This window comes from Pseudomonas sp. GOM6, from assembly GCF_029537485.1.
In the GTDB taxonomy this organism is placed as follows: domain Bacteria; phylum Pseudomonadota; class Gammaproteobacteria; order Pseudomonadales; family Pseudomonadaceae; genus Aquipseudomonas.
Map to the genome: position 1 here is coordinate 150,567 of NZ_JARPUS010000008.1, position 21,380 is coordinate 171,946.

Sequence of the window (21,380 nt, forward strand, 5' to 3'; positions counted from 1 at the left end):
CCATGCTTTCCGGCGCGCTTCCGGCCTTCGTCCTGCACAGCCGGCCCTACAAGGAAACCAGCGCGCTGGTCGATTTTCTTACTCCCCGAGGGCGCCTGCGCGCCGTGTTGCGCAATGCGCGAGGCAAGGCAGGCAGCCTGGCGCGACCGTTTGTGCCGCTGGAGCTTGAACTGCGTGGTCGTAGCGAGTTGCGCAATGTCGGGCGGCTTGAACCTGATGGCGTCTCCTACTGGCTTCAGGGGCAGGTTCTATACAGTGCCATGTATCTCAATGAGCTGCTGTTGCGCCTATTGCCGGCGGAAGATCCGCATCCCGCGTTGTTCGAATATTACGCTCTGACGCTGCAGGCGCTGGCGGCCAACCCGCCGCTGGAGCCGCTGTTGCGTGCTTTCGAGTGGCGTTTATTGGACGAGCTGGGCTATGGTTTCGCCCTTGCTTTCGATATGGCTGGCCAGCCGATAACCGCGGACGGACTCTATCGCCTGCAGCCGGATGCTGGCCTGGAACCCGTGGCGCATTTACAGCCCGGTCTTTTTCAGGGCGCCGACCTGCTGGCGATGGCTGATGCCGACTGGTCTTCCCCGGGCGCTCTGGCCGCAGCCAAGCGCCTGATGCGTCAGGCTCTGGCTCCTCATCTGGGTGGTCGACCACTGGCCAGCCGCGAACTTTTCATGACTTTCAAGGAACCTGCCCGTGACTGAAGCCTCTCGTATTCTGCTCGGCGTCAACATCGACCACGTTGCGACCCTGCGTCAGGCTCGCGGCACTCGTTATCCGGACCCGGTCAAGGCTGCTCTGGATGCCGAGGAGGCAGGTGCTGACGGCATCACCGTGCACTTGCGTGAGGATCGGCGACATATTCAGGAGCGCGATGTGCGCTTGCTCAAGGACGTGTTGCAGACCCGCATGAACTTCGAGATGGGCGTGACCGACTTCATGCTCGATTTCGCCGAGCAGATTCGTCCCGAGCACGTCTGCCTGGTCCCGGAGACTCGCCAGGAGCTGACCACTGAAGGCGGTCTGGACGTGGCGGGACAGGAAGAGCGGATCAAGGCTGCCGTGCAGCGCCTGGCCAAACTGGGCTGTGAGGTGTCGCTATTCATTGATGCCGAGGAGCGACAGATCGAGGCAGCCCGTCGCATTGGTGCGCCGGCTATCGAGCTGCATACCGGCCGCTACGCTGATGCCCGCACGCCCGAGGAGGCTGCTCATGAGCTGGCGCGGATCCGCGATGGCGTGGCCTGCGGTTTGGCCCAGGGTTTGATCGTTAACGCCGGTCACGGCCTGCACTACCACAACGTCGAGCCGGTTGCCGCGATTGCTGGCGTAAACGAGCTGAATATCGGTCACGCCATCGTGGCGCATGCTTTGTTCGTCGGCTTCAAGGCGGCTGTGGCGGAGATGAAGCAGCTGATCATTCAGGCCGCTGCACAGCGCTGATCTGGAGCTATTTGCCGGCTGCTACAGCGTTTAGGGCTTCCTGAGAGCTGTCGATGATGCAGCGGTTGCGTCCGCTGCTCTTGGCTTGGTAAAGGCACTGGTCGGCGCGTTGCAGCCAGTGGCTCCAGGTTTCGTTGCGGCGCAGCATAGCGCCACCGATTGAGACGGTGACCATGCCACCTGGGCTTCGCAGATGGGTGCTGATGCATTCGCGCAGATGATCTGCAGCGGTTTTCAGCCCCTGTGGGTCGGTATCCGGCAGGAGCAGGAGAAATTCTTCGCCGCCGAAGCGGAAAAGGCGGTCCTCTTTGCGTGAGTGGTTTTTGATCAGCTCGACGAACTCGACCAGCACCAGATCGCCTGTGTGGTGGCCGTGCTGGTCATTGATCTGCTTGAAGTGATCCAGGTCCAGCACAAGCACGCCGTACTGGCGCCCGTGGCGGCGCTGGCTGGATACGGCGATTTTCAGTTCTTCGTTCATGGCGCGGCGATTGCGAGCACCCGTCAGCGGGTCGTGGATGGCCAGTACCTGTAACTGATCGCGTTGTGTTCGCGTGCGATAGGCGAAGATGAAGGTCAGTACGCCTGCCATTGCATTGGTGACCAGGAAAGACACCATCTGGTAATGGCTATCGAAAACGCTGCCCGGAACCCAGATTGAGTGAGCGACCAGGCTCGTCAGCACGAGCAGGCTGGCTACTATCGCTTTGCCTGGTGAGACCATGAAGAAGTTGAAGAGGATCAGTGGGTAGATCCAGAACAAGCCGTTGACCCCAAGGTTGATGGCGATCAGGGTTGCGCCCACGGAGAATACGGCGCAGAGGTAAAGGCCTGGTTTCTCTGTGTCGCCGGTGCGCCAGGCGTAGATCACGGCGGCAATCGTGGAGAACACTATGATGCAGTCGGCAATGCCAACCAGGTAGTTGCCGTGGAGCAGGCGGTAGATGGCGTAGGGGCTGATGCCAAGTACGCCGATGATGCCCATCAGGGCAATGATGGATAGCTGGAAGTCGTTGCGTAGACGTTTGAACATCCGCACGGGCTCATAGTTCTTATGAGCGCAAGCATGCAGGGCTTTGGCGGGCGCGGCAAGGAAGTGCTTGGCAAAGTGCCAGTATTTCCGCCGCGCGGCGTTTTAGCTTACTTCTTGCCCAGGCTGATGTGGCGCGAGGGAGCGGACCAGGACTGGCCGCTGACGCCTTTGGCAATCTGCTCAATTTCTCCGCCGGATTTGAGGAAGGCGGCAACCTGTGCCTCCAGAGACTCGCGGGTTTCCACGGCCGGTGCTGGCTTGGCTTGCGGGGTGGCTTTCTTGGCTCTCATGGGTTACCTCGTTGGGAGAATTCAGAGATAAAAAAACCGGCCCGTGGGCCGGTTCTCTTGGAGCCGGGAAGGTCAGATAGCCTGAACTTCGTCGGCTTGCATGCCTTTCTGGCCCTGGACGGCGATGAAGGAAACCTTCTGGCCTTCCTGCAGGCTCTTGAAACCGGTGCTCTGGATGGAGCGGTAGTGAACGAACAGGTCAGCACCGCTTTCCGGGGTGATGAAGCCGAAGCCTTTCTCGTCGTTGAACCACTTGACGGTGCCAGTTTGACGTACGGACATGGGATATCTCCTTGAACAAAGTGAACATAGCACTGGAACAGCCCAGGCCATGACTGAGTGCAAAGAGTAAAGAAACCGAGGTGGGTCGGACCGAGATCTAAACCGGTCGATTTGCGGTGACACATGCAGCACAGTGCGATCACCCTACAGGTAAAGCTGGTTTTTACCTAATGGTTTCTGCTTTTTTCTGGCGGGCGGTCTGGGTGCAGAGTGGCATTGCGGTCGAAATTAACGGCATTGGCGCAGGTCAACCTCGCTCACGAAGGCGTTTCCCCAGCCCATGATGCAGGCGATGCGCTGATTGCGTTGGCGCTCCCAGCTCTGCGCTGGATATGCGCGATTCCAGGCTTCGAACAGCTGGCGCTCCTGCTTCGACAGGCGTAGCCCATAGCGTTGGCTCATGTAGAAGTAGGTACGTGCGATCATGCCGCGTACACGTGCCCGAGGCATGGCCTTGCGTGCCTTGAAGTCGACCACCATGGGGCAGGCTCCGTACTGATGGGGTTGCTGCGGCAGCCAGACAAAGGCGTAGTTGCTGCGGTCGCCATTGATCTCGCCAATCGCCGGCACCAGATTGAACAGATCGGCTTCGGCGCGGCGGAAGGTCTCGTCGTTGCGGGCGCAGTTCTGCCGGCCGCCTTGTTGCCAGCAACGGCGTTGGTGGCCGATGACCCAGGCGGGTACCACATGCTCCCATTCGATGCGTGCGGCGCGCCGGGGATTCTTGCGGGGTTGGTAACCGCAGCTCTGCAAATCCACTCGGTTGCCCTGATAACGGCAGCCACAATAAAACTCGATCGACTGCTGGGCGTAGAGTCGCCAGGCGATCTTCTTGGCTTCGCTGAAGGTGCGTGGTGGGGCGGCGAGGGCGGGCAGGGTGACGCAGAGCAGCAATAGCAGGGCACAGCGCAGGGGCATGGATACGGCATCCCGGAAAAAGCGCGGCATCATACCTGGCACCATGCTGGCGATGGGCTTGCAGCAGCAGAGCAAGCGCCGACTGCTTAACAGTTCGACTGGTCCGGGCTGACAGGCGCGAGCTGGCGCCGCATCATGCGCTCATGTAGTCAGGAGGTCGTTCGCCCCATGAGCCTGTCGCTCACTCAGCAGTCCCTCGGTTATTCGGCGCAGAGCGTCGCCGGTCAGGTGCGCGGGCACAACGAAGATGCCGTGCTGTGTCAGCCTCAGCTGGGGTTGTGGGCGGTGGCCGATGGCATGGGGGGGCATCAGTGCGGCGAGGTGGCCAGCGCGCTGGTGATCGAGACCCTGGGGCGTGAGGTCGCCACCGGCATGGCGCTGGATCAGGCGATTCTCAGTGCCCATCGTCAGGTATTGGCCGCCAGCAGGGATGCAGACGGACGCGCCATGGGCAGTACGGTGGTGGCCGTACAGTTTGTCGACGGCGAGTTCGAGGTGGCCTGGGTGGGTGACAGTCGGGCCTACCGCGTGAGCCTGGAGGGTATCGTACGGCTGACGCGCGACCATAGCTGGGTACAGGCGATGGTTGATGCCGGTGAGCTGAGCGCCGAGCAGGCGCGGGAGCATCCGCGGCGCAATATCGTCACTCAGTGCCTGGGCCTGGGTGAGCAGGAGCTTGAGGTCGGACGAGTGCGCGGCAGCTTGCAAGCCGGTGAGTTGCTGCTGTTGTGCAGTGATGGCCTGACCGGTGAATTGAGCGATGAGCAGATCCAGGCGGTCTGTGCCAGCGCGGCCACCCTCGACGAGCTGGTCGAGCAGCTGGTGGGGCTAGCCAATCAGCTGGGCGGCAGAGACAATATCTCCTGCATCGCGCTGGCTCACTCTCCGGCCGATTCCGCGCAAATCGCCACCCAATCGCGCAATTTCATTCGCCGCTGGCTCACCTCCCGCAAGCACTGACAGATCGACTCGATGAGCAACACTCTGCTTGAAATACCTGGTTATCGCGTACACGGGCAACTGGGCAAAGGGGGGATGGCCGAGGTTTATCTGGCAACCCAGCAATCCCTGCATCGCAAGGTGGCGATCAAGGTGCTGCGTAACGCCGAGGACGAAGCCTTCAGTAAGCGTTTCGTGCGTGAGGCGCACATAGTCGCCTCGCTCAATCATCCGTCGATCATCACCATCTATGACGTCGACCGCCTGCCCGATGAGCGCGACTACCTGGCCATGGAGTTTCTCTCCGGTGGGGACCTGGCGCGGCACAAGGGCGAGCTGTTCGCGCCCGAGCGGGCGCTGCAGATCGTTCGCCAGGTGGCCAGTGGCCTGGCCGTGGTGCACGACAAGGGACTGGTGCACCGTGATGTGAAACCGGCCAACATCCTGTTCCGCGAAGACGGCACGGCCGTGCTGACCGATTTCGGCGTGGCCAAGGATCTGGACATCGACAGCGAGCTGACCCAGTTCGGCGTGGCCGTTGGCAGCCCTGCGTACAGCAGCCCGGAGCAGGCCCAATGCCAGGCGCTGGATGCGCGTAGCGACATCTACAGCCTGGGCGTCATCCTGTTGGAGATGCTGACCGGGACCAACCCTTTCCGCGGCGGCAACTACACCCAGACCGTGGTCAATCATGTGCAGATGGAACTGCCGCCTCTACCGGTCAGCCTCGCGGCGTTCCAGAGCCTGCTGGCGCGCATGCTGGCCAAGGCGCCGGAGCAGCGTTTCAACGATTGCCGTGAGCTGTTGGTGGCCCTGGATGAGGTGGAGCTGAGCGATCTGGACGAGACCCAGTTGCGCCCCGCTGTACCGGTGGCTGTGCCTGAACCTGCGGCGCGTCGTCGCCGCTCAGCCATGCCCTGGCTGCTGGGCCTTAGCGTGCTGGTGTTGATGGGGACGCTGACCTCGACTGTGCTTTACCTCAAGGAGCGCCGGCAGATCGAGGCGCTGCTGGCCCAGGCCGAGCAGCGTTTTGCGACGGGGCAATTGATCGAGCCTGCGCAGGACAGTGCGGAGCATTACTTCAACCAGGTACTGCAGCTCGATGACGACAGTCAGGAGGCGCTGGCCGGTTTGCAGCGCATCCGCACGACGCGCATCGAGGCTTTTATCGCTCTGGCCGAGCAGCGTCTGGCCGATGGTCTGCTGACCGAACCGGCAAGCGATAATGCCGACTATTACTATCGCCAGGCCCTGGCCATCGACGAGCAGCATGCGGCGGCGCTAGCGGGCTTGCAGCGGGTACTGGATGCGCGCATCGAGCGCTACCTGCAACTGGCCGAGCAGAGCATCGCCGACAAGCGCCTGCTGCTGCCCGAAGAGAACAGTGCTGTGCACTATTACCGGCAGATTCTCGGTTGGGCGCCGGATAATCCGGCGGCCATCGAGGGTCTCAACCGCGTGGCGCTGCTGTTCCGCGACATGGCCAACGCCGAGTATCGGCGCAGCGACTTTCCCGGCGCGCTGGCGATGATCGAACGTGGCCTGGAGGCCGAGCCGAATAACCCGGAATTACTGAACATGCAGGCCGAGCATCAGCAACTGCTCGACGCTGCCCGAGCCTCCAGGGCGCGTGCCGCCGCCCGCGAGCAGCGTGAAGGCAACCCCCTCAAGCGCGCGTGGAACAACATCTTCGGTCGTTGATCGACAGGATCCGCATCATGCTCAAACTGCATTTCAAGGACGGGCGCCAGGCCCCGGTCTGGCTGGTCGAGGAACGCATTACCCTGGGGCGCGACCGGCGCAACCAGCTGGTCCTGGACGACGCCGGCATCGGCGCCTTCCACGCCGAAATTCGCCAGGAAGACGGGCTGTACTTCATTGCTGATTGCGACAGCGAACAGGGTACATTCGTCAACGACGAGCGCATCACGTCGCGTTACCAGTTACGCCATGGTGACCACCTGCGCCTGGGCGGTGTGGAGTTGACACTGAGCGACCCCAGCCGCGCCCAGGCGCGTGATGAGGCTACGCAGCGCTGGTTTCTGCAGGTGATGCAGGGCGAGCACGAAGGCAAGAAATTCCACGTCAGCGGCGCGATGACCTTTGGCCGTTCGACGCGCTGCGAACTGTGCTTCAGCGATGCGCAGCTGTCGCGCCGGCACTGTGAGTTCTTTCTGCGCGACGATGTACTGGAAGTGAAGGATCTGGCCTCGGCCAATGGACTGCTGGTCAATGGCGAGAAGGTCAGCCATGCGCAGCTCAAGCCGGGCGACCAGCTGCGCATGGGCTCGGTGGCCCTGCTGGTGATCGGTCCCAAGGTCGAGATCGAGCCCGTGGAGCACGTTGACGAAGACGCTACCCTGTTCGTGCGCGCCGTCGATCTGCCGCTACCCAAGCCGGCCAAACCGCCGCGCTCAGGGGTGGCGGCAGCACCTACCATCAACCCCCTGCATGCGGCAGCTCAGGCGCAGGCACAAACCGCTGCCACGCCAGCGAGCAACAGTCTGCTTCGCGCTGCGGCTGTGGCGCTGGGGCTGGTGCTGGTCATCGCGGCAGGTCTGGTGTTTCTCGCCTGAACCCGCGGTTACTCGATTGGTGAATGTCTCTGGCGCGACCTGACAGTGTCGGGCGCGCGCTGTCTCGTTAGGCTTGCTGCTCTTCGTGCCATTTGAGATGTCTGCGTGAGAGCTTCCGTATTGCTGGCCGGCATCGGCCTGCTGGCCCTGTCCTCCCAGGCGCTGGCCTGGTCCAATCATTCCCTGGGCAGTCTGCTGGCTCTGCGCGATCAGCCGCAGCTGCGCAGGGCGGTAACGGTGGAGCCCCTGGAGGCCTTTCTCGAGCGACAGGCACCTGCCATCGAGCAGTTGCTGGATGAGCAGGAGCGCTACGCCCGCGAGCATTTTGTCTACTATCCGCCGCGCCCTGAGGCGCTGCGCTGGCGGGCTGATGCCAAGGTCGACCGGCGAGCGGCCTTCCTCGCCGCGCTGCGCATCAACCCCGAGGTGCGCCTGGCCAGTTTCATCCAGCAGCTACCGGGGCAGGATGCAGGCGGGCGCCCGGTGCTGCCTAGCGAGCAGGTACTGGTGTTTCGCAAGGTCGGTCCCTGGACGCACTGGCGCTATCTGGCGTTGCAGCCCGGAGAGCAGGTTGCGGCCCTGCAGGTGCTGGCCAGCGCGGCCGACGAACCTGACTACGGCCATGACATCAATCTGTTCAACGACAATCCCGGCGAGGCCGGCCAGCGTTACAACTTCGGCCCGCAGCCTTTTGGCGATGCACGCTTCGAGTATTCCTCGCAGGCGCCTTTCCATATCGGTTACTACCACGAGTCGGCGCTGGTCTACGCAGCAGCGCCTTACCTGGGGCAGACCCTGCCGCACTGGCGCATCTATCAGTACACCGGCCTGGCGCGACTGGCCTTCAGCACGGGGCATGACTACTGGGGTTACCGCTTCCTCGGCTGGGCCATGCATTACCTGCAGGATCTGACCCAGCCTTATCACAGCCGCGTGCTGCCGGGGGTCGATCTGACCGATATGGTGTTGATCGAGGCGAAGGCCCTGGTGGGGCTGAGTGAGGCACGTGACGCGGCGATCAAGCGTGTCGCCGACCGGCACACGGCGGTCGAGCAGTATCAGTTCGAGCGTATGCAGGCTTTGCTGGCACGTGGACAGCAGCGCGTACCTTTGTTGACGGCCTATGCCGAGCCGGAGAGAGATGCCGGGTATCCAGCGTTCGATGTGGACTACGCCGCTGATGTGGTGGCTGCCGAGTCCAATGCGCGTGCCGACGAATTCGATGCCGTGATCGGTCAATGGCTGGCACGTGGCGTGGCCGGTCAGGGTTTCAGCGAGGGCAATCAGCTGCGGCCGGTAACGCCTGACCCGGCACTGGATGCCTTGCTGGTCGAGTTCTTTCGGCACTTCGGCAGCCACAGCCGTAATGCCTTGCGTGGAACCCTTGGCGCAGACTGAGGCTCAGGGGCGATACCACAGCTCCGGGCGCTGCAGGGGCGTCAGTGGTGGCAGCAAGGGGTTGCTCAGTTCGATGACCTGGCGTTGTTGCAGGTGGGCCAGGGCCAGGTCGGCTGCGTGATAGCGCTGGAACAGCGCTTCGAAACTGCCATCGGCAATGGCCAGTTCGAGGCCCTGGCGCACCGTTTCAGCCAGTTCCGGACGCTCGCGGGCGAAGAAGAAGTACAGGGCCGTGGGGTAGTGCAGGACCAGGTGGCGATCCATGACCAGATCGCTGGCGTTGATGTGGGCCAGTTCATCGCGCGCTTCCAGCACCGCCCTGGGGAAGTAGTCGAAGCGATCGGCGCGCAGCATCAGGAACAGGCTGTCGTAGCTGGAGCTGACCTCCACCGGCAGGCCGTGGTGACGCAGGATGTCCGTATCAGGCCAGTCGTGCCCCTGGCCGGCACGCAATTGGCGTAGTTCGGCCAGGCTATTGATGTTGTTCAACAGCTCGCTGCGGTTTTTGCGCACGAAGGCGACACGCCAGCCGTACAGGCCCTTGTCGATGGGGATGCGCACCGGCAGCAGACGCTGCTCGCGCTCGATGCTGGTCATGGTCCAGACCACATCGACTGCAGTGCCTTGCTCCAGGTTAAGCAGGGCACGATCCTGCTCCATGTGGTGGCGCGAGGGTTTGATGCGCAGAGGGCTGCCGGCCTTGTCCAGCGCCAGTTGCAGCAGTGCCAGCGGATAGCGCGGGCGGAACTCTTCGCCCAGTGGCGCGCGCGGATAGCGCAGCTCGCCTGTAGCCGCCAGGCAGGAGGTCGCACTCAGGGACAGAATGAGCAGCCAGTGAGAGAGCCGCAGGAGCATCGATTGCAATCCTTTCAATCGTGGCGTGGCGCGCCGAGGCGCGCATTATGCCAGCCCCAGCTGCTGTTGCCGTGCATTAGCTCCGTACGATCCCTGCCTTGCGTCGTTCGGCGATGATTTCTGGCAGGTCGCTGCGCTGCAGGTATACCCGCAGCGGTTCGGAGATGTTCAGGCGCTCATCGACCCTTTGCTCAAGCAGCAGGCCCAGCCTTGCCCGGCTAAGGGTCATCAGGTCCCCCTGGAGTGGTTGCCAGACGAATTCGCTACAGGGCTGGATGCTGTCTTCTTCCACGTCCATGCCGAAGGAGTCCTCACTGAAACGCACGATATGTTGCTGCTGTTTGCTGTGGTAGCCGACCAGGCCCTGCAACGCATCGGCGGCGCAGCAGATGGTGGACGATGTAATGCTCATACGAACCTCCTGTTGGTGAGTGGGGCTACACGCCAGGCCCATCTTGTTTGCCGGCCATCCTAGGCATGCCCGTTTCTGGGCGTGTTGCTCTGGATCAAGCGGCCGATCAGGCGAGGGTATGAGGGGGATCAAGGGGGGAGAAGGTGGCGCTGCTGTCTTCGCTGCGGCTGTTGTTCTGAACACAAGCGCCGGCCTTTAAGGCGAGCGGCGTGTAGCACCAGCGGGCGTTTTCCGAATGTGGGCCGGTCACGGGGCCCTACTGGCGTGCACTGCTGTCACTTTGCCGGTGTGAATACCGGCAGTTTGGGGGGCCAGGCTGAAACAAAGCACCCGGCGGAAGCCGGGTGCGGGGTTGGGTCAAGGTGAGGGAGCATGGCTGCCCAGCAAGGTGCTGCCGGACTTCTTGTTGCGCTTGGCCATGCGTTTTTCCTGGGCGCTTTTCAGGGGCTTTTTCTTCGCCTCCTTGTGCCTGTCCAGACCTTTGCTCATGGTGATGTCCTCCGCATTGAAGATTCAGCAGAAACAGCGTTTTTCAACGGTCATCACCACCTCCCAGACTGCGCCAGCCTGCGTTGCGTACTGTTTGCAGCATAGTCCCGCGCAGAGCGGCAGGCTTAGCCGCGTGTCAGTTCGCGCAGCCTGGGCAGCACATGCAGTAGCAGCAGAGGTGCCAGGTCGTCGCTGTCATGGCTGGCGGGGCAATGCCAGCGCAGTTCCTCCAACTCGGCGGCGGGGGCTACTGCGTGGGCAAGGGCGGAGATGAATACCTGAGCCTGAATCTCGGTATCGGCTTCGTTGGCGGCAGGCGCGCGGAAGTTGCCCAGTGGCTGCAACTGGTCGCTGGGCAGACTCAGCTGCAACTCCTCATGCAGTTCGCGCAGCAGGCCGGCGATGGCCGACTCACCAGGCTCCAGCTTGCCGCCGGGCAGCATGAAGGCTTGTGTGTCACGCTTGCGCACCAGGAGCAGGCGACCGTCCTGATCCAGCAGGCAGGCGGCGGCGATGGACAGCAAGGTCATGTGTCGCTTAGACGCTGCAGGTCGCGGCGCACCATGGCCGCGTATTCGGGCGGGGAAAGGCGGTACAGCTCGGCGGCCACCCAGTCCAGCCAGCGCGCGCCAAGGTTGGCGCGCTCGGTCAGCAGGCGCCGGGCTTCCGCCTCGGCGCGTGCAGCGTGCTGCTGGTGGAACTGGCTGCGGCTCACGCCGATGGCTTAGCCGGCCAGGCCGACGTAGACGTTTTGCACGTCGTCGTGGTTGTCGAGGGCTTCGAGGAAGGCTTCGACTTCCTCCATCTGCGCGTCGCTCAGGCCGCTCACCGGGTTCTTCGGCACGTAGCCGATCTTCGCCGAGTTGACGGTGAAGCCATGCTCCGGCAGGGCCTTGCACACGGCGTCGAGGTCGGTCATGTCGGTGATGAACAGGGTGTCGCCTTCCTCGGCCGGCTCGAAGTCCTGGGCACCGGCTTCGATGGCGGCCAGTTCCGGGTCGGCGCCACTGTCGGTGGAGGCCTCGATCAGGCCGACGTGGTTGAAGTCCCAGCTCACCGAGCCCGAGGCACCCATCTGGCCCTTGCGGAACAGCACGCGGATCTCGGCCACGGTGCGGTTCAGGTTGTCGGTCAGGCATTCGACGATGACCGGCACCTGGTGTGGGGCGAAGCCTTCGTAGGTGGTGCGCTCGAAGTTGACGGTCTCACCCAGCAGGCCCGCACCTTTCTTGATGGCGCGCTCCAGGGTGTCCTTGGGCATCGAGGCCTTTTTCGCGGCATGCACGGCCACGCGCAGCTTGGCGTTGGTGTCCGGGTCGGCGCCGTTACGTGCAGCGACCATGATCTCCTTGACCAGGCGGCCGAAGATCTTGCCTCTGGCGTTGGCTGCGGCTTCTTTAGGTTTGGCTTTCCACTGTGCGCCCATGGCGGTGTTCTCGCAGGTTGCGTCTAACGGAGCCCCGCACAGGCGAGGCGAACTAAAGGGAGCCGATTCTAACGGGTCTGCTTTCAGAGGGCGATGGTGGACATTGGCAGGTAGAGGCCGGCAGGGGCTCATCGGGCAGTAACGCCGAACGGCGCCTGAGCAGGCGCTTATCGGAGAAAGGCGCAGGTGCGCCTTTCCCGGTATTACCTCAATCGAGCAGGTCGGCCGGCACATTGCCGCCGTTGTCGGCCAGTTTCTGCAATACGGTTTTGTGCAGCCACATGTTCATCTGCGCCGAGTCACCCATTTTCTCGGCGGGGCAACCCAGCTCAGTGGCCAGTTCCTTGCGAGCGCCCAGGCTGCTGTCCAGGCCGAGCAATTTGAGCAGGTCGACGATGGAGACTTTCCAGTTGAGTTTCTCCGGGTGGCTGGCGGCCAGTCCTTCGAGCTTGGTCACCACATCGACTACCGCGATGGCCTGTGGCGCCGGCGCTGCGCTGGGTGCATCGGGCGCGGGGGCTGCGCTTGAGGTGGGGGCCGCTTGCGCTTCGTCGCCAAAGCCAAGCACTTGCAGAATCTTGTTGAACAGGCCCATGGGGGTTCCCTCCATTGTCATGATGTGGAAGGGGAGCTTAGTTCATGGGGCTGTAGTCATCAGTTGATGCGGCGGAATTCATGCAGACCGTTGCTCAGGTGGCCACTGGCCTGGTCGATATTCAGCCGCGACGGGCTTTGGCCGTTGCGCAGGATCAGCGCGCCATGGCGATAGATCGCGGGAATCTGTCTGGTTTCGGGTTGATCGTCGCTCATGGTGAAGCGGGTTTCGTTGACCATGAACTGATCTTCGTTGCGCACGATATTCAGGGTGATAGTGGTCGAGCGGGTGTCCTGCCAGGTGCCGAGGTATTGCTCGCCTGGCTGCTCGCAGCCGCCGAGCAGGGTGCTGGCCAGGAGCATGGATGCGGTGAGTCCTTTCATCTGCATTCCTTGCGTGGATGACTCGATGAGGCTGGAAGATGCCAGATAGAGCGGCTGCTGTCGACCGGGCAGCTCTCTTCAGGTGGCTGTGGAATATTGACCTGGCTCAGTCAAGAGTGTTTCTCGGTGCTTCGGGCTATCCATTTTGCTGCGAGGAGGCGTAGGCTGGAGTCGTCGCTGCAAGGCGACACATGGCTGAACGTTTGAATAAGGAAGGCTTTATGCAAATCCAGGTTCATAGCGATAACCACATCGAAGGCAGCGCCCGTCTCGTCAGCTGGGTCAGCGCCACCATCAACAGCCAACTGCAACGCTTCGAAGAGGAACTGACTCGCATCGTCGTTCACTTCAACGACGAGAATGGCCACAAGACCGGCAGCCACGACAAGCGCTGCCAGATCGAAGCGCGGCCCAAGGGCCTGGCGCCGATCTCGGTGACCCACCATGCCGCATCCCTTGAGCACGCTCTCGATGGCGCCATGGAAAAACTCACCCACGCCCTCGAACACCAGATCGGCAAGCTGCGCCAGCGGCGCGGGCCGAGTCACCGCGATACGCTGGAGGGCGGCAACAGCAGCGCCCAGGACCAGATGCTGGAAGAAGACTTCATGACCCAGCAGCTGCAACGTAGCGCCTAACTATTTCAAAGGCATAAAAAAGCCGCCGGTGGCTCTGCTACCGGCGGCTTTTTGTTGGGCGGCTATCAGTCCTGGCGGCTGGTAACTTCCACCAGGTGGTAACCGAACTGGGTTTTCACCGGACCTTGTACCACGCCGACCGGGGCACTGAAGACGACCTGGTCGAATTCGCGGACCATCTGGCCGGGGCCGAAGGAACCGAGGTTGCCGCCGTCACGGCTGGACGGGCAGGTGGAGTTGTCCTTGGCGACCTGGGCGAAGTCGGCACCACCTTCGATGGCGGCTTTCAGTTCGTTGCACTTGGCTTCGCTGGCAACCAGGATGTGACGGGCAGAGGCGCGGGGCATGGGAGTATCTCCTTTCAAGAAAGGTGCAGAGACTAGCTCAGGGCGAGCCTCGCTGCATCTAACTCCGTCTGTTGGCGTTGCCTTTGCCACTCCTCACGGCTGATCTCCCACACCTGGCTGGGCAAGCGGCCGCAGACATAATCGCTCTCGCCGGTGGCCACCAGGCGCATGCCGCTGCGCTCGGACATGCGTTGCGAGGCGGCGTTGGCCACGGCTTTCGGGGCTTGCAGCAAGGGTTTGTGCAGCGTCCCGAACCAATAGTCGGTGACCGCCGTGCAGGCTTCCTGCATCAGGCCCCGGCCTTGCCACTGCGGGTCGAGCCAGAAGCCGCGGTTGTTGCCGGCTTCTTCGTACAGGCTGATCAGACCGATCACCTGTTCGGGCTGCTCCAGCGGGCGCAGGGTCCAGTGCCACTCGCTGCCGCGCGCCATGCCGGCAAGCGCCACATCACGCACATACTTCAGCGCACCGTCGGCGGGGTAGGGCCAAGGCACCCGGTTGGCCAGGTAGCGGACGATTTCCCACTGCGCAAAGATGCGCTGGATGGCCGGGGCGTCGGCCAACTCCAGCGGTTGCAGGAGCAGGCGCGCGGTGCTGAAGGTGGGGAGGTGCATGGTCTTTCCTTGAGGCGGGGCCTATCCGTGGCAGGGGCGCCCAATCTAGATGCAGAGGGCTGCCCGCTCAAGGGGGATTGTCAGGCCGGCTGACCGAGCACCTGGCTCAGGTGCTGCTGGTAGCGCAGCACATCCGCCTCGATGTTCGGGCGCTTCATCACGTCGACGCAGAGGAAGGTCGGCAGCGCGCTCATGCCAAGGAACTGATTGGCCTTGTGGAAAGGGAAGTAGACCGCGTCCACGCCCTTGGCTTCGAAGAAATCGGTGGGGTCGTCGAAGGCCTGCTGCGGGGCATTCCAGGTCAGCGACAGCATGTACTGCTTGCCGTGCACCAGGCCGCCGCTGCCGTATTTCTGCGAGGCATCGGAGCGGGTGCGGCCATCGTTGGCGTACAGGCTGCCGTGGCCGGCGGTGAACACTTCGTCGATGTATTTCTTCACCGTCCAGGGGGCGCCCATCCACCAGCCGGGCATCTGGTAGATGACCACGTCGGCCCAAAGGAATTTCTCGACCTCTTCGGCAACGTCGTAGCCGCCATCGATAAAGGTCTGCTTGAGTTCGAAGCCGGCGCGGTCGAGGTGGGCGAGGGCTGTGTCGTGCAATGTCGCGTTGTAGCGGCCGTCGGAGTGGGCGAACTGTTTGCCACCGTTGAGGAGCAGGATTTTCTTCATGGCATGGGCCTCCGTAAACAATGGATGGCAGGCTACGGATTCGGCGGGCACAGAAAAACCCAGGCATAGGCAAATGATATTTGCCGAAAAGGCATGAATTTTACGAATAGGCTTGCGCTAGGGTTGATAAAAACCTTAACGGAGTCCGTCATGACCATGCCCTATGGCTTCATCCTGCATGCCCACGTTCGCCCGGAGATGGCCGAGGCCTTCGCCGAACTGTTCCTGGCCTATGTGGCGTCCAGTCGTGCCGAGCAGGGCTGTATTGCCTACCACATGCTGCGCGATGCGCAGGATCCCAATCTGTTCATCTTCTACGAGGTCTGGCAGTCCCGTGAGCATCTGGCGCAGCACAGTGCGTTGCCGCATATGCGCGAGTTCCATGAGCGGCGCATGGAGTACCTGAGTCGTGAGTTCGAGATCCGCGAGATCGAGATGCTCAGCCCGGCGCATTGATGGCTGCTGTTCACCTGACGGCATGTGGTCATGAGAGCGCGTGTTGCAATCATCCTTGTGGCCTAGTCAGGTTGCGGGTTCCACGGCCTGTGGCAGCGCGGGGCGGGTGTATGGCCCTTGGCATTTTGCACCGATGCCATTGGACGGCGCCGGTGGACGGGCACTCCGGACAGGGCGGCAAGGCCCTTCCCGCCAGCGGCAATACACTGCCATGAAAACAGTTGGCGTAATGGCTGTGGCCCAGTATTTTCAAGGCCTGCGTGGAAGTGGCGCGCATCCTGCTTGATAGGCATGCGTTGAATTTTCAGGAACTCGGCCATGACCACTATCAACAGCACTTCGCCGCTGACCAGCTATCTGGCCGGCATCAGCAAGTCGGCTGCCAGCAGTTCGAGCAGTGCCGAAGACAATACCAACAGCGATCCGGTGGCCGAGGTGCGTCGCCTGGCTGCGCAGATGGTGGCGCGCAGCGAGGGCGGCCTCTTGCGTGCGCTGAACAGCAGCAATCAGGCGTCGCCCTCAGCCTTGCGCAGTGATCGGGTCGACCAGAGCAGCGGTTTGAGCGGCTCATCCGCACAGATCCAGCTGCCCGACGTCTCGGTCATGGATCGCGACGATGCCGCCAAACTGCTGGTGCAGGTCGACAAGTTGATCGATGCCGGCCTTGGCGACAGCACCCGCTTCGTCGGCTTCAACGCTGGTCAGCAGACCGACTCGCTGGCGACCTACCGCGACTGGCTGCAGGAACGCGGCGGGATCAGCGTCTACGTTTGAGCCCCGTTAAGGCTCTCCTGACTGTCGTCCATACGGCGTTAAAAGCGGCATCGGCAAGTCGTTTGCGGCTCACGCACCTCAGTGCGGCCCCGCAGGGGCGAGCGAAGCGGGTCATGCTCCGTAAACTCGCGTGCGAGCCCAGCGCGCTTCCTCAGCCGTTTTTGTGGGGCCGCCTAGGCCTTGTCTGGCCTTAATTCAGAAGGCCCTTAGCGGGTTCGTCTCGCCTGCAGCGTATAGCTGAGCGGCACGCGTTCGCGGCCACTGCGCAGGCGCCATTCTTCGTCCGGCCCCATTTCCATCTGCCCTGGCAGCGCTTCCCAGGGCAGGCTGTCGTGCTCTTCCAGTGCGCTGATCTCCAGGCCGTGGCGGAGCAGGGCCGTGACGATTTCGCCAAGACCGTGGTTCCACTCGTGGGTTGTTCGGGCGCTCAAGGGACGAGTGGTTTGCACATAGGTGTGGGCGTCGTCCCAGACCATCGGCGCGACATGCTCGAAGTAGGGGTGGCGAATCACCAGCTCGTCCGCGCGCTCTTCATCCAGGCTGAACATCAGCGGATGTCCTTCACGCAGGAACAGACGCCCGCCCGGCTTGAGCAGGGCGGCCACGCTGCGGGCCCAATCGTCGATGCGCGGTAGCCAGTTCAGCGCGCCGATGCCGGTGTAGACCAGATCGAAACTGGCCGGAGGTAGGGCCGTGGCGGCGTCGTAGACCGAGGCTTCGACATAGTCGATGGCCATCCTGCAGCGCTGTGCCAGCGTGCGTGCCTGGGCCAGCGAGACGGGGGAGAAGTCCAGGCCGCTCATCCGTGCGCCGAGGCGGGCCAGCGACAGGGTGTCGGTGCCGATATGGCACTGCAGGTGCACGGCGCGCAGGTTGGCGATATCCCCCAGGCGCGGCAGGTCGAAGCGCACCACCGATGAAAGGTGGCTGGGGTCGGCGACAAAGACTTCGGCCTGGTAATCCGGTGAGGCGGCGTGCAGCTCGGCGCGATCATCCCAGTTGGCGCGATTCAGAGCGAACGAGTTCAATTCCTGAGACCTGTTCATGTAGGCACTCCATTGCTCGGGAACGCAGACGGTAGTCTGTGGGTCTTCAACCGACAAGCTTCGCATTTCCTGTCGCCTTGGTACGCGGCATGATGGCTCATAAGAAACATTTGGGGGATTTCAATGCATTCAAACCCGTCCGTCTTGGGCTGCGCACTGCTCGTGCTCGGCCTGTTCAGTTCGGCTGTACAGGCCGCCGATGAGGCGCAGCTGATCGAGGCGATCAATGCCTACCGCAATCAGGCCCAGCCTTGTGGCGAGCAGGCGTCGCCGGAATTGCCGCCGCTGGCGGTCGATGCGCGTTTGATCCTGCCGGCCAGCGGTGGTGTGGACCTGCAGGATGCCCTGGCGCGCGCCGCCTATCCCATGGTCAATGTGCAGGCCATCACCCTGTCCGGGCCGCGGGATGCGGCGGCGGCCATGCAGGCGTTGCAGGAGAGCTTCTGCCAGGTGGTGCTGGACCCGCAGTTCGTCGACATCGGTGTCAGTCGCGCCGACCGCGATTGGCGCATCGTGCTGGCGCGGCCATTGCTCGGCGGGCGGCTGGGCAGCAGCCAGGCGGAGGGCGAGAAGCTGCTGGAGCGGGTCAATCGCGCCCGCAGTCAGACCCGCCAGTGCGGCGGCAAGGATTATCCTTCAGCTCCGGCGCTGACCTGGAACGCCACCCTGGCGGGCACGGCCGAGGGTCATAGCCGGGCCATGGCCAATGGCAATTTCTTCGATCATCGCGACCCGGATGGCCGCACCCCGGGTGACCGGGCGGAACTGGCTGGCTATAGCGGCCAGCTCATTGGCGAGAACATCGCCGCCGGCCTGGATGAGGTGGAGAAGGTGGTTAGCGGGTGGCTGGCCAGCCCCGGCCACTGCGCCAACCTGATGAATGCTCAGTACAGCGAGCTGGGCGCGGCCTATGCGGTCGACCCGAAGAGCAACGCGGGGATCTACTGGACGGCGCTGTTCGGTGCGCCGTGAGGCGGATGCCGGCTCGTTGGGCTAGGCAACTGCTCAGACCGCTAATGCTGTTCACATAAGCCAAACTCGGCTCGGTTTGTTCCCTCTCCCTGTGGGGAGAGGGTTAGGGAGAGGGGCAGGGCTATTTCTCGATTGTTCGGCCCTCTCCCCCAGCCCCTCTCCCGTAAACGGGAGAGGGGAGACACGGGCTGGCGCCTAACTGAACGACATACGCTCAGGCCGGTGCCTTGGCGGTACGCAGGTAGGGCAGCTTGATGTCGAGGGCACCGTACTTCTGTTCGGCCTGCTCGTTGTTCAGCGCCAGGGCGACGATTACGTCCTGCCCCACCGCCCAGTTGGCCGGGGTGGCCAGTGGTACGTTGTAGGTCAGCTGCAGGGCATCCAGGGCGCGCAGCACTTCGGCGAAGTTGCGCCCCACGCTCATGGGGTAGGTCATCGACAGCTTGAGCTTCTTGTCGGGGCCGATGATGAATACCGAGCGCACTGTGGCGCTGTCTGCCGGGGTGCGGCCATCCGGCAGGTAGGCCTCGGCCGGCAGCATGTCGAAGAGCTTGGATACCTTGAGGTCGTCATCGGCGATGATCGGGAAATCGGCCGCGCAGCCGCCGAAGTGCTCGATATCGGCCTTCCACTTGCGGTGATCGTCCACACCGTCGACCGAGACACCGATCACCTTGGTATGACGTTTCTGCCATTCACCGGCCAGCTGGGCCACGGCGGCAAATTCGGTGGTGCACACCGGGGTGAAGTCCTTGGGGTGGGAGAACAGGATTGCCCAGCTGTCGCCAATCCAGTCGTGAAACTTCAGGCTGCCCCGATCGGTGTCGGCGGTGAAGTCGGGAACGCTGTCGTTGATGCGAAGTGTCATGTCCATCTGCTCCGTGTGAGTGAACCCGGGAAACTCTATATCAAGCTCGCCAGGCTGCCTGGCGTCAGCGCTCGCCGGTTGGTTTGCGCCTGCTGGAAGTTTTGCTGGCCAGGCTCATCAGGCGCTGGAACTTGGCACATTGCAGGTGATTTTCCGCTGGGCATTCGGCTGCGTGGCGCAAGCCGTCGCGTACAGCGCTGAGGCGGCGGATGGTGCGGTCCAGTTCATCGGCGCGAGACCGCAACTGGCTGCGGTCGATGGCCAGCTGACCGTCGGCGGCGAGCATGCTGGCGATATCGTCCAGGCAAAACCCCACCGCCCGGCCCAGGGCAATCAGTGACAGGCGCTCCAGCACCGACTCGTTGAATACCCGGCGCAGGCCATTACGGCCAATCGAGCGAATCAGCCCGCGTTCCTCGTAGTAGCGCAGCGTCGAGGCCGGCAGGCCGGACCAGTGCGCGACCTTGCCGATATCCATCTCTTTCATCACTTGACCTCAAGTCGACTTGAACTGGCAGGCTGGTTTCCGTTGACTTTACGAGGAGTTGGATCATGTTGCTACAGATCGTTCTGCTGGGTTTGGGTGCCACCCTGGTGATGGATGCGTGGGCGCTGCTGCGCAAGCGGCTTTGGGGGATGGCATCGCTGGACTACGCGCTGGTAGGGCGTTGGTTGGGCCATATGCCGGCGGGGCGCTTTCGTCACCCGGCCATTGCCCAGGCGCGACCAGTGGCCGGCGAGCGGGCGCTGGGTTGGGTGTTCCACTACCTGACCGGGTTGGTGTTTGCCGCGCTGTTCGTCTGGCTGAGCGGCGCGTCATGGTTGTGCCAGCCGCACCTGCTGCCTGCGCTGGGCTTTGGTGCCGTCACGGTGTTGCTACCCATGCTGCTGATGCAGCCGGGTTTTGGCATGGGCATCGCCGCCAGGCGTACGCCCAGGCCCTGGCTGGCTCGGCGTCGCGCCTTGCTGACGCATCTGGTGTTCGGGCTGGGGCTCTATCTCACGGGCTGGCTGCTGAGTCACCTGGGCTGCGTCAGTTGATGTCGCCGCAGAAGATGTCCAGTGCGCCATCGGATGGGGCTGTGCGCAGTACCAGCGCGTGAGGTGTGGTGCGCAGGGTGGCTAGCGTCACGTTGGCGCTGCGCGACAAACGCCAGCCATCGACTGCGCCCAGGCGCGAGGTCGTCAGGGTGCGGTTCAGTGCATAAGCCGGGTTGGCGCCCGGCTGCGCACAGGTACCGGGGTAGATGTAGGCGGCCAGGCGCGGCGGCAGCGTGATACCGAAGGGCACGCCGCTGATGAAGGCCGACAAATCGGTCTGCTCGCCGCGTGCGTTGAGCGTGGCCTGGCCGATCCTGCCGGCATTGTGCGAGGTGGCGACGAGTTGCACCGCGGCGCTGTCCGCGCCGCCTTGGTGCTGGCTGCTGCAGCCACTCAACATGCCGCCCAGCAGTAGAGCGGCCAGATACCCGGATGCGTTCATCACTCGTCCTTCGCCAGAGAGCCTGGCGAAGGAGTTTAGGGGGTATTGCCGTGCACGGGCCGCTATTTGAACGGGCTGAGCAGCCAGGTTTCGGCACTGGCTTCCTGGCTACGCTCGAAAGCCTTGATCGTCAGGCCGGGAATCAGCGCGCCTTCTATCTGGCTGGCCTTGCGTACCCAGGGCTTGTCGGCGATGACCGCCATGCGCTCGAAGCGCCGGGCGAAACGGATCATCTGTGGCAGGCGCGACATTTCAACGCCGATGGCACCGAGCGTCGGCAGCTGGAACTCGCCGATGCGGTAGAGCATGCGGCCGTGTTCGATGCCTTGCGCCTTCTGCTCCAGCTCATCGAGTGCGCTGCGCATCTCGCTGCTGTCGAGCTTGCCGGCGAAGTCCACGTCGAGACGGTTTTCGCCGGTACGGGTTACCTGGAACATGAGCATTCCTCCGTTGGGCTGTAGGTTCACCATACGCC

At 63.0% G+C, this 21,380-nt stretch carries 31 protein-coding genes; 11 read left to right on the plus strand and 20 right to left on the minus strand.

The window, feature by feature from the left end:
• The first annotated feature begins 2 nt into the window (after positions 1-2).
• Both recO and pdxJ read left to right on the plus strand, forming a co-directional pair.
• The gene (gene recO, locus P7A97_RS11800) at positions 3-701 is read left to right on the plus strand and encodes a DNA repair protein RecO (protein WP_277690139.1); all 699 of its coding nucleotides are present in this window, start codon (positions 3-5) and stop codon (positions 699-701) included.
• The gene (pdxJ, locus tag P7A97_RS11805) at positions 694-1,440 is read left to right on the plus strand and encodes a pyridoxine 5'-phosphate synthase (RefSeq protein ID WP_277690140.1); all 747 of its coding nucleotides are present in this window, start codon (positions 694-696) and stop codon (positions 1,438-1,440) included. Before recO ends, pdxJ begins: the two co-directional genes overlap by 8 nt.
• Positions 1,441-1,447: 7 nt before the next feature.
• Here pdxJ and P7A97_RS11810 read toward each other — a convergent pair whose 3' ends face one another.
• From P7A97_RS11810 to P7A97_RS11825, 4 genes are all read right to left on the minus strand, one after another.
• On the minus strand, positions 1,448-2,473 hold the full coding sequence (locus tag P7A97_RS11810; RefSeq protein ID WP_277690141.1) for a GGDEF domain-containing protein: 1,026 nt from the start codon (positions 2,471-2,473) through the stop codon (positions 1,448-1,450).
• 107 nt (positions 2,474-2,580) lie between these two features.
• On the minus strand, positions 2,581-2,763 hold the full coding sequence (locus P7A97_RS11815; RefSeq protein ID WP_277690142.1) for a hypothetical protein: 183 nt from the start codon (positions 2,761-2,763) through the stop codon (positions 2,581-2,583).
• Positions 2,764-2,835: 72 nt separating this feature from the next.
• Complete coding sequence (locus P7A97_RS11820) at positions 2,836-3,045, minus strand: cold-shock protein (RefSeq protein ID WP_277690143.1); 210 nt, start codon at positions 3,043-3,045, stop codon at positions 2,836-2,838.
• 228 nt (positions 3,046-3,273) lie between these two features.
• Positions 3,274-3,963 (minus strand): endonuclease I family protein, encoded by a 690-nt coding sequence (locus tag P7A97_RS11825; RefSeq protein WP_277690144.1) that lies wholly within the window; start codon positions 3,961-3,963, stop codon positions 3,274-3,276.
• 168 nt (positions 3,964-4,131) lie between these two features.
• On the opposite strand from P7A97_RS11825, the gene P7A97_RS11830 reads away from it, so the two are divergent.
• From P7A97_RS11830 to P7A97_RS11845, 4 genes are all read left to right on the plus strand, one after another.
• Entirely contained in the window at positions 4,132-4,923 is a 792-nt protein-coding gene (locus P7A97_RS11830) for a protein phosphatase 2C domain-containing protein (protein ID WP_277690145.1), read from the plus strand.
• 12 nt (positions 4,924-4,935) lie between these two features.
• Positions 4,936-6,603, plus strand: a complete 1,668-nt coding sequence (locus P7A97_RS11835; RefSeq protein ID WP_277690146.1) for a serine/threonine-protein kinase — start codon at positions 4,936-4,938, stop codon at positions 6,601-6,603.
• Between the two features lie 17 nt (positions 6,604-6,620).
• On the plus strand, positions 6,621-7,478 hold the full coding sequence (locus P7A97_RS11840; protein WP_277690147.1) for an FHA domain-containing protein: 858 nt from the start codon (positions 6,621-6,623) through the stop codon (positions 7,476-7,478).
• Between the two features lie 105 nt (positions 7,479-7,583).
• Complete coding sequence (locus tag P7A97_RS11845; protein WP_277690148.1) at positions 7,584-8,876, plus strand: phospholipase; 1,293 nt, start codon at positions 7,584-7,586, stop codon at positions 8,874-8,876.
• 3 nt (positions 8,877-8,879) lie between these two features.
• Here P7A97_RS11845 and P7A97_RS11850 read toward each other — a convergent pair whose 3' ends face one another.
• The 8 genes from P7A97_RS11850 to P7A97_RS11885 form a co-directional block, all read right to left on the minus strand.
• Positions 8,880-9,731, minus strand: a complete 852-nt coding sequence (locus P7A97_RS11850) for a transporter substrate-binding domain-containing protein (RefSeq protein ID WP_277690149.1) — start codon at positions 9,729-9,731, stop codon at positions 8,880-8,882.
• A gap of 76 nt (positions 9,732-9,807) precedes the next feature.
• The gene (locus P7A97_RS11855; protein ID WP_277690150.1) at positions 9,808-10,143 is read right to left on the minus strand and encodes a DUF2025 family protein; all 336 of its coding nucleotides are present in this window, start codon (positions 10,141-10,143) and stop codon (positions 9,808-9,810) included.
• A gap of 357 nt (positions 10,144-10,500) precedes the next feature.
• Positions 10,501-10,632: a hypothetical protein gene (locus P7A97_RS11860; protein ID WP_277690151.1), complete on the minus strand. Its 132-nt coding sequence runs from the start codon at positions 10,630-10,632 to the stop codon at positions 10,501-10,503.
• 125 nt (positions 10,633-10,757) lie between these two features.
• Positions 10,758-11,162 carry an NUDIX domain-containing protein gene (locus P7A97_RS11865; RefSeq protein WP_277690152.1) on the minus strand — a complete coding sequence of 135 codons (405 nt, stop codon included), beginning with the start codon at positions 11,160-11,162 and terminating at the stop codon, positions 10,758-10,760.
• Positions 11,159-11,347: a hypothetical protein gene (locus P7A97_RS11870; RefSeq protein ID WP_277690153.1), complete on the minus strand. Its 189-nt coding sequence runs from the start codon at positions 11,345-11,347 to the stop codon at positions 11,159-11,161. Before P7A97_RS11870 ends, P7A97_RS11865 begins: the two co-directional genes overlap by 4 nt.
• A gap of 9 nt (positions 11,348-11,356) precedes the next feature.
• On the minus strand, positions 11,357-12,058 hold the full coding sequence (locus P7A97_RS11875) for a YebC/PmpR family DNA-binding transcriptional regulator (protein ID WP_277690154.1): 702 nt from the start codon (positions 12,056-12,058) through the stop codon (positions 11,357-11,359).
• Between the two features lie 208 nt (positions 12,059-12,266).
• Positions 12,267-12,653, minus strand: a complete 387-nt coding sequence (locus P7A97_RS11880; protein ID WP_277690155.1) for a DUF3597 domain-containing protein — start codon at positions 12,651-12,653, stop codon at positions 12,267-12,269.
• 59 nt (positions 12,654-12,712) lie between these two features.
• The gene (locus tag P7A97_RS11885) at positions 12,713-13,036 is read right to left on the minus strand and encodes a hypothetical protein (RefSeq protein WP_277690156.1); all 324 of its coding nucleotides are present in this window, start codon (positions 13,034-13,036) and stop codon (positions 12,713-12,715) included.
• A gap of 221 nt (positions 13,037-13,257) precedes the next feature.
• On the opposite strand from P7A97_RS11885, the gene P7A97_RS11890 reads away from it, so the two are divergent.
• Positions 13,258-13,674: an HPF/RaiA family ribosome-associated protein gene (locus tag P7A97_RS11890; RefSeq protein ID WP_277690157.1), complete on the plus strand. Its 417-nt coding sequence runs from the start codon at positions 13,258-13,260 to the stop codon at positions 13,672-13,674.
• A 65-nt stretch (positions 13,675-13,739) separates the two neighbouring features.
• Here the strand turns inward: P7A97_RS11890 and P7A97_RS11895 are convergent, their stop codons facing one another.
• From P7A97_RS11895 to P7A97_RS11905, 3 genes are all read right to left on the minus strand, one after another.
• Positions 13,740-14,021: a peptidylprolyl isomerase gene (locus tag P7A97_RS11895; protein WP_273812676.1), complete on the minus strand. Its 282-nt coding sequence runs from the start codon at positions 14,019-14,021 to the stop codon at positions 13,740-13,742.
• A 32-nt stretch (positions 14,022-14,053) separates the two neighbouring features.
• Complete coding sequence (locus tag P7A97_RS11900; protein WP_277690159.1) at positions 14,054-14,635, minus strand: GNAT family N-acetyltransferase; 582 nt, start codon at positions 14,633-14,635, stop codon at positions 14,054-14,056.
• A gap of 80 nt (positions 14,636-14,715) precedes the next feature.
• The gene (locus P7A97_RS11905; protein WP_277690160.1) at positions 14,716-15,306 is read right to left on the minus strand and encodes an NAD(P)H-dependent oxidoreductase; all 591 of its coding nucleotides are present in this window, start codon (positions 15,304-15,306) and stop codon (positions 14,716-14,718) included.
• Positions 15,307-15,456: 150 nt separating this feature from the next.
• On the opposite strand from P7A97_RS11905, the gene P7A97_RS11910 reads away from it, so the two are divergent.
• A complete protein-coding gene (locus tag P7A97_RS11910) occupies positions 15,457-15,762 on the plus strand; it encodes a putative quinol monooxygenase (protein ID WP_277690161.1) in 306 nt (101 codons plus the stop codon).
• 318 nt (positions 15,763-16,080) lie between these two features.
• Positions 16,081-16,536 carry a hypothetical protein gene (locus P7A97_RS11915; protein ID WP_277690162.1) on the plus strand — a complete coding sequence of 152 codons (456 nt, stop codon included), beginning with the start codon at positions 16,081-16,083 and terminating at the stop codon, positions 16,534-16,536.
• A 206-nt stretch (positions 16,537-16,742) separates the two neighbouring features.
• Here the strand turns inward: P7A97_RS11915 and P7A97_RS11920 are convergent, their stop codons facing one another.
• Positions 16,743-17,582, minus strand: coding sequence for a class I SAM-dependent methyltransferase (locus P7A97_RS11920; protein ID WP_277690163.1), 840 nt, complete (start codon positions 17,580-17,582; stop codon positions 16,743-16,745).
• A gap of 123 nt (positions 17,583-17,705) precedes the next feature.
• Here P7A97_RS11920 and P7A97_RS11925 point away from each other — a divergent pair, with 123 nt between their 5' ends.
• Positions 17,706-18,554, plus strand: coding sequence for a CAP domain-containing protein (locus P7A97_RS11925; protein ID WP_277690164.1), 849 nt, complete (start codon positions 17,706-17,708; stop codon positions 18,552-18,554).
• 214 nt (positions 18,555-18,768) lie between these two features.
• Here the strand turns inward: P7A97_RS11925 and P7A97_RS11930 are convergent, their stop codons facing one another.
• Complete coding sequence (locus P7A97_RS11930; protein WP_277690165.1) at positions 18,769-19,422, minus strand: peroxiredoxin; 654 nt, start codon at positions 19,420-19,422, stop codon at positions 18,769-18,771.
• Between the two features lie 64 nt (positions 19,423-19,486).
• Positions 19,487-19,909 carry a helix-turn-helix domain-containing protein gene (locus P7A97_RS11935; protein ID WP_277690166.1) on the minus strand — a complete coding sequence of 141 codons (423 nt, stop codon included), beginning with the start codon at positions 19,907-19,909 and terminating at the stop codon, positions 19,487-19,489.
• A gap of 65 nt (positions 19,910-19,974) precedes the next feature.
• Between P7A97_RS11935 and P7A97_RS11940 the strand changes: the two genes are divergently transcribed.
• Positions 19,975-20,463 (plus strand): DUF2938 domain-containing protein, encoded by a 489-nt coding sequence (locus tag P7A97_RS11940; RefSeq protein ID WP_277690167.1) that lies wholly within the window; start codon positions 19,975-19,977, stop codon positions 20,461-20,463.
• Here P7A97_RS11940 and P7A97_RS11945 read toward each other — a convergent pair.
• Both P7A97_RS11945 and P7A97_RS11950 read right to left on the minus strand, forming a co-directional pair.
• Positions 20,456-20,905 (minus strand): hypothetical protein, encoded by a 450-nt coding sequence (locus tag P7A97_RS11945; protein WP_277690168.1) that lies wholly within the window; start codon positions 20,903-20,905, stop codon positions 20,456-20,458. The genes P7A97_RS11940 and P7A97_RS11945 overlap by 8 nt on opposite strands.
• Before the next feature lie 62 nt (positions 20,906-20,967).
• Positions 20,968-21,342: an STAS/SEC14 domain-containing protein gene (locus P7A97_RS11950; RefSeq protein ID WP_277690169.1), complete on the minus strand. Its 375-nt coding sequence runs from the start codon at positions 21,340-21,342 to the stop codon at positions 20,968-20,970.
• Positions 21,343-21,380 lie beyond the last annotated feature (38 nt).

What these genes read in the sequence shown, in the direction of transcription:
- recO (WP_277690139.1), top strand. Translation starts at nt 3, where the DNA reads ATGCTTTCCGGCGCGCTTCCGGCCTTCGTCCTGCACAGCCGGCCCTAC.
- P7A97_RS11810 (WP_277690141.1), bottom strand. Translation starts at nt 2,473, where the DNA reads ATGTTCAAACGTCTACGCAACGACTTCCAGCTATCCATCATTGCCCTG.
- P7A97_RS11815 (WP_277690142.1), bottom strand. Translation starts at nt 2,763, where the DNA reads ATGAGAGCCAAGAAAGCCACCCCGCAAGCCAAGCCAGCACCGGCCGTG.
- P7A97_RS11820 (WP_277690143.1), bottom strand. Translation starts at nt 3,045, where the DNA reads ATGTCCGTACGTCAAACTGGCACCGTCAAGTGGTTCAACGACGAGAAA.
- P7A97_RS11825 (WP_277690144.1), bottom strand. Translation starts at nt 3,963, where the DNA reads ATGCCCCTGCGCTGTGCCCTGCTATTGCTGCTCTGCGTCACCCTGCCC.
- P7A97_RS11830 (WP_277690145.1), top strand. Translation starts at nt 4,132, where the DNA reads ATGAGCCTGTCGCTCACTCAGCAGTCCCTCGGTTATTCGGCGCAGAGC.
- P7A97_RS11835 (WP_277690146.1), top strand. Translation starts at nt 4,936, where the DNA reads ATGAGCAACACTCTGCTTGAAATACCTGGTTATCGCGTACACGGGCAA.
- P7A97_RS11840 (WP_277690147.1), top strand. Translation starts at nt 6,621, where the DNA reads ATGCTCAAACTGCATTTCAAGGACGGGCGCCAGGCCCCGGTCTGGCTG.
- P7A97_RS11850 (WP_277690149.1), bottom strand. Translation starts at nt 9,731, where the DNA reads ATGCTCCTGCGGCTCTCTCACTGGCTGCTCATTCTGTCCCTGAGTGCG.
- P7A97_RS11855 (WP_277690150.1), bottom strand. Translation starts at nt 10,143, where the DNA reads ATGAGCATTACATCGTCCACCATCTGCTGCGCCGCCGATGCGTTGCAG.
- P7A97_RS11860 (WP_277690151.1), bottom strand. Translation starts at nt 10,632, where the DNA reads ATGAGCAAAGGTCTGGACAGGCACAAGGAGGCGAAGAAAAAGCCCCTG.
- P7A97_RS11865 (WP_277690152.1), bottom strand. Translation starts at nt 11,162, where the DNA reads ATGACCTTGCTGTCCATCGCCGCCGCCTGCCTGCTGGATCAGGACGGT.
- P7A97_RS11875 (WP_277690154.1), bottom strand. Translation starts at nt 12,058, where the DNA reads ATGGGCGCACAGTGGAAAGCCAAACCTAAAGAAGCCGCAGCCAACGCC.
- P7A97_RS11880 (WP_277690155.1), bottom strand. Translation starts at nt 12,653, where the DNA reads ATGGGCCTGTTCAACAAGATTCTGCAAGTGCTTGGCTTTGGCGACGAA.
- P7A97_RS11885 (WP_277690156.1), bottom strand. Translation starts at nt 13,036, where the DNA reads ATGAAAGGACTCACCGCATCCATGCTCCTGGCCAGCACCCTGCTCGGC.
- P7A97_RS11890 (WP_277690157.1), top strand. Translation starts at nt 13,258, where the DNA reads ATGCAAATCCAGGTTCATAGCGATAACCACATCGAAGGCAGCGCCCGT.
- P7A97_RS11895 (WP_273812676.1), bottom strand. Translation starts at nt 14,021, where the DNA reads ATGCCCCGCGCCTCTGCCCGTCACATCCTGGTTGCCAGCGAAGCCAAG.
- P7A97_RS11900 (WP_277690159.1), bottom strand. Translation starts at nt 14,635, where the DNA reads ATGCACCTCCCCACCTTCAGCACCGCGCGCCTGCTCCTGCAACCGCTG.
- P7A97_RS11905 (WP_277690160.1), bottom strand. Translation starts at nt 15,306, where the DNA reads ATGAAGAAAATCCTGCTCCTCAACGGTGGCAAACAGTTCGCCCACTCC.
- P7A97_RS11910 (WP_277690161.1), top strand. Translation starts at nt 15,457, where the DNA reads ATGACCATGCCCTATGGCTTCATCCTGCATGCCCACGTTCGCCCGGAG.
- P7A97_RS11915 (WP_277690162.1), top strand. Translation starts at nt 16,081, where the DNA reads ATGACCACTATCAACAGCACTTCGCCGCTGACCAGCTATCTGGCCGGC.
- P7A97_RS11920 (WP_277690163.1), bottom strand. Translation starts at nt 17,582, where the DNA reads ATGAACAGGTCTCAGGAATTGAACTCGTTCGCTCTGAATCGCGCCAAC.
- P7A97_RS11925 (WP_277690164.1), top strand. Translation starts at nt 17,706, where the DNA reads ATGCATTCAAACCCGTCCGTCTTGGGCTGCGCACTGCTCGTGCTCGGC.
- P7A97_RS11930 (WP_277690165.1), bottom strand. Translation starts at nt 19,422, where the DNA reads ATGACACTTCGCATCAACGACAGCGTTCCCGACTTCACCGCCGACACC.
- P7A97_RS11935 (WP_277690166.1), bottom strand. Translation starts at nt 19,909, where the DNA reads ATGAAAGAGATGGATATCGGCAAGGTCGCGCACTGGTCCGGCCTGCCG.
- P7A97_RS11940 (WP_277690167.1), top strand. Translation starts at nt 19,975, where the DNA reads ATGTTGCTACAGATCGTTCTGCTGGGTTTGGGTGCCACCCTGGTGATG.
- P7A97_RS11945 (WP_277690168.1), bottom strand. Translation starts at nt 20,905, where the DNA reads ATGAACGCATCCGGGTATCTGGCCGCTCTACTGCTGGGCGGCATGTTG.
- P7A97_RS11950 (WP_277690169.1), bottom strand. Translation starts at nt 21,342, where the DNA reads ATGTTCCAGGTAACCCGTACCGGCGAAAACCGTCTCGACGTGGACTTC.